The 3732-nt window shown below is 73.0% G+C and carries 6 protein-coding genes; 2 read left to right on the forward strand and 4 right to left on the reverse strand.

The features are described from left to right. Together P1P75_RS40485 and P1P75_RS40490 are read left to right on the forward strand one after the other, a co-directional pair. On the forward strand, window positions 1-355 hold a 355-nt coding region (locus P1P75_RS40485; protein WP_319264762.1), incomplete at its 5' end, for a tyrosinase family oxidase copper chaperone. After that, complete coding sequence (locus tag P1P75_RS40490) at window positions 339-1205, forward strand: tyrosinase family protein (protein ID WP_319264764.1); 867 nt, start codon at window positions 339-341, stop codon at window positions 1203-1205. The genes P1P75_RS40485 and P1P75_RS40490, both read left to right, overlap by 17 nt. Before the next feature lie 131 nt (window positions 1206-1336). Here the strand turns inward: P1P75_RS40490 and P1P75_RS40495 are convergent, their stop codons facing one another. From P1P75_RS40495 to P1P75_RS40510, 4 genes are all read right to left on the reverse strand, one after another. Next, window positions 1337-1651, reverse strand: a complete 315-nt coding sequence (locus tag P1P75_RS40495) for a chaplin (protein WP_319264766.1) — start codon at window positions 1649-1651, stop codon at window positions 1337-1339. 138 nt (window positions 1652-1789) lie between these two features. Next, window positions 1790-2092: a phosphopantetheine-binding protein gene (locus P1P75_RS40500; protein ID WP_319264768.1), complete on the reverse strand. Its 303-nt coding sequence runs from the start codon at window positions 2090-2092 to the stop codon at window positions 1790-1792. Next, the gene (locus P1P75_RS40505; protein ID WP_319264770.1) at window positions 2089-3207 is read right to left on the reverse strand and encodes an HAD-IIIC family phosphatase; all 1119 of its coding nucleotides are present in this window, start codon (window positions 3205-3207) and stop codon (window positions 2089-2091) included. The genes P1P75_RS40500 and P1P75_RS40505 overlap by 4 nt, the downstream gene beginning before the upstream one ends. After that, window positions 3204-3732 (reverse strand): GNAT family N-acetyltransferase (locus P1P75_RS40510; RefSeq protein ID WP_319264772.1); only part of this gene is annotated, 529 nt, incomplete at its 5' end. The genes P1P75_RS40510 and P1P75_RS40505, both read right to left, overlap by 4 nt.

Below are 3732 nucleotides of genomic sequence, written 5' to 3' on the forward strand. Positions count from 1 at the left end.
CGGGCCCGCCCCCGAGCGCGACGCCGGGCCCGGACTCGGGGGCGGGGGCGGGTTCGGGGAAACCGCCTTCGACGTGACCTACCTCGGCCGTCACCTGCTCGGCAGCCTCGTCCCGCCGACCCGTTCGGGCGACACCGGCCGCTGGGAGATCACCGTCGACGGCCGGCCCCTGCATCTCATGCCCCGTGCCGACGGCACCTGGCTGAGCATGGTCGACCACTACCGCTCGTACGCCGCTCCACTCGACGCGGTCCGCGCCGCCGTGGACGAACTGGGGCCGGGAGAGATGCTGCGGGCCACCGCAGCCACCGGCCGTCACACACACCTGGGGGGACACCATGGTCTACATCCGTAAGGACGTCAGCACGCTCACCGCCGGCGAGCGCCGACGTTTCGTCAGAGCCCTGCTGGAACTGAAACGCCGGGGCGAGTACGACGAGTTCGTGCGCATGCACATCGACTACTACGTGTCCGACGGCGAGGGCGGCCTGCGTACGGCCCACATGACGCCCTCCTTCCTGCCGTGGCACCGCCGGTTCCTGCTGGAGCTGGAGAACGCGCTGCGCCGGGTCGACCCCTCGGTGACGGTGCCGTACTGGGACTGGACGCGGAACCGGACGGCGACGGCCGTGCCCTGGACCCCGGACCTGCTCGGCGGCGACGGGCGGCGTTCCGACCGGCAGGTGACGACGGGGCCGTTCGCCTACGCCACCGGCAACTGGACGATCAAGGACGGCGTCACCGACACCTCGTTCCTCACCCGCGACCTCGGCCGGGCCCGCGACCCGATCGGACTGCCGACGAAGGCCGACGTGGAGTGGGCGCTGAGCGACCCGGTGTACGACGTCTCGCCCTGGGACTCGACGGTCACCCGCGGCTTCCGCAACAAGCTGGAGGGGTGGGGGACCGGCCGGGGCAGCACCGCCTGGCTCAACCACAACCGGGTGCACCGGTGGGTCGGCGGCGCCATGGTCGGCGGGGCATCCGTCAACGACCCGGTGTTCTGGCTGCACCACGCCTTCATCGACCTGCTGTGGACCCGCTGGCAGCGGCGTCACGGCGAACACCGCTACCTGCCCGCCGAACCGCCGCTGCCGGGCAGCAGCCAGTTCCGCCGGGTCGTTGCCCGGCACCAGACGCTACCCCCGTGGGACGTGACCCCGGACCAGCTGGAGGACGCCGGACGGATCTACCGGTACGCGTAGCAGGGGCCGGGAACAGGTACGCGTAGCAGGGGCACGGAACAGGTACGCGTGGAAGGGGCAGGCACGGAACAGGGGAGAGCCCCGGCGCTCGAGGTGCCGGGGCTCTGCCGTGGGGTGTCGCGAGACGGAGGTCAGCCGCCGTAGCCACCGGCGTCGCCGCCGCTGTGGTGCTGGCCGCCCTTGTCGTCGCCGCCGTTGCCGTGGTCGCTGACGTTGGCGCAGGTGTTGCCGAAGGCCGGGTTGAGCAGGCCGATGACGCTGACGGTGTTGCCGCAGAGGTTGATCGGCACGTGGACCGGAACCTGGACGAGGTTGCCGGACAGGACGCCCGGCGAGCCCACGGCCGCGCCCTGCGCACCCGAGTCGGCCATGGCCAGGCCGGCTCCGCTGACCATCATGGCGCCGGCGCCGACGGCGACAGCGGCTGCCTTCGCGATGCGAGACATCACGTTTCTCCTTTGTGATTCGGTTCGCGCGGCAGCAGGTCGCGCCACCGCACTCCCCGTTCAACGCCGGGCCCCCGGGCAGGTCACGGCAGCACACGCCGGATCACCCTTGTCGAGCACGCGCCGGGGGCGTGCGCCTCAGCCGACGCTCCGATGCGCCGTCACGAAGTCGGCCAGGGTGGCGATGGACTGGAGGCTGTCCAGGCTGAGGTCCAGCGCGGCGACATCGACGCCGAAGCGGGCTTCGACCGCGCCCAGCAGCGTCACCCCGGCCAGCGAGGTCAGGCCGATCTCCGGGCCGAACAGGTCGGTGTCGGCGGGGAGTCCGGCCACCACGGCGGCGTCCAGGCGGGCGGCCTGCGCGATCATCGCGCGGAGTTCCCGCTCCACCGCCGCACGGTCCGTGGAGGAGGCGGAGGAGGGGGTGTGGGCGTCGGTCACGCGGCGGCGTCCTTTCGGGTGGAGACATGCAGCCAGGCGGGGGGTTTCGGCAGGTCGCCGCCACCTTCACCGGCGCCGCCGGGGAGCGCGCGGGCCAGGACCGCCCCGTCGCCCTCGCCGCCGGCGTCTGCTTCTGTGCGTCGCAGGCCGGCCTGGCGGAGCAGGATCCGCATCTCCAGGTTGGCGTCCGTCGGCCGCAGCGTCACGAGGAACCGCTCGGCACCGGACTCCCGCGCCCGCTCCATCAGCCAGAACAGGAACGCCGCCGCGGCGCCCCGGCCGGCGACCCGGCAGGACAGGGCCAGCAGCGGCACCGACCAGGAGCCGGGGGCGGTCCGGTCGACGAGAGCGGCGCCGATGATGCCGTACTCCCCGAAGCGGTCGGACATCCGGGCGGTGCAGAGCTCGTGCCCGTCCGCCGCGGCGAGTGCGCGGAGCCGGTCGGGGGTGAGGCCGGAGGAGTTCAGACGGTGGGTGCGCGCGGCGAGTTCCAGCGCCCGCGCCACCTCCTCGTCGGCGGCCGGGCCGACCGTGAGGCGCATGTCGCACCAGCGCAGGAACTCCTCCCGGGTGCCCTGGAAGCGCTCGCCCTCGGCGCGGCGGGTCTCCTCCGTGCGGTAGCGGCGTACCCGCTCCCGCGACTCGGGGGTGACCTCGCGGTCCTCGAAGGCCGCCAGCAGCGCGGGCACTTCGCCGGGATCGAGCGTACGTACGCCCGGCAGCAGTGCCTCCACCTCGGCGCGCTCGTACGGGGAGTCGTCGACCAGGAGCAGTGCCTCGACGGCGATCCCGAGATCCTTGGCGATGCGGCGCAGCGACTCGCTCTTGTCCTGCCAGGACACCTGTGGGGCGAGGAAGCGCTCCCGCAGTCCGGGCACGGCGTCCATGCGGTCGAGGACCGCGGGCGCGCTGCGGCTCGCGAGGCTGCTGAGCACGCCGCGGGCCGCAAGCGCGTCGATCGCGGCCAGCATCTCGGGGCGCGGGACCGGCAGTTCGTCGGTGGGGGTCTCCACCGCGATCTCGTCCCACAGGGTGCCGTCCAGGTCCCAGACGACACACTTGATCCGGTCGGGGTCGTGACCGGTCGGGTGGGAGCCCTCCGTCGCGCCGGTCATCGGGCGCCCTCCTCCGGGAGGCGCAGCTTCATCGTCAGGGTGGCGGGGTCGAAGCCGAACTTGCGGTAGACCGTGCGCATCGGGACGTTGCCGACGTGGACCCGGCCGACGACCTCGGTGATGCCGTTCGCCAGGCAGAACTCCAGGCCCTCGGTGAGGAGGAGCTCGGCCACGTCGGCCCGGTTGTCGAGCGGGGCGACGGCGAGGGAGCGGAAGTTGGCGTAGCGGTCGCCGGTCATCTGGTTCTGGTTGATGCTCACCCAGCACCAGCCGACCACCTCGTCGCCGCCCGGACGGTGGGCGACGATCATGCCCTCCTTCGACTTCTCCATGGAACGCCCCACGCGCGACGCGTGCCGGGCCGGGTCGTCGACGGCGTCCTCGCCGAAGGAGATGCGGGCGATCTCGGCCTCGAACTCACCGATGGCCAAAAGGTCGCCCTCGTCGGCCTGACGGGTGAGGTAGGGCTGCGCCCGGTGTTCGAGGGCGGCCCGGTGCTCGGGGGCGGGGCGCTGCCAGCCGGGT

It is taken from the genome of Streptomyces sp. ID05-39B (assembly GCF_033794725.1).
Classification (GTDB): Bacteria; Actinomycetota; Actinomycetes; order Streptomycetales; family Streptomycetaceae; genus Streptomyces; species Streptomyces bobili.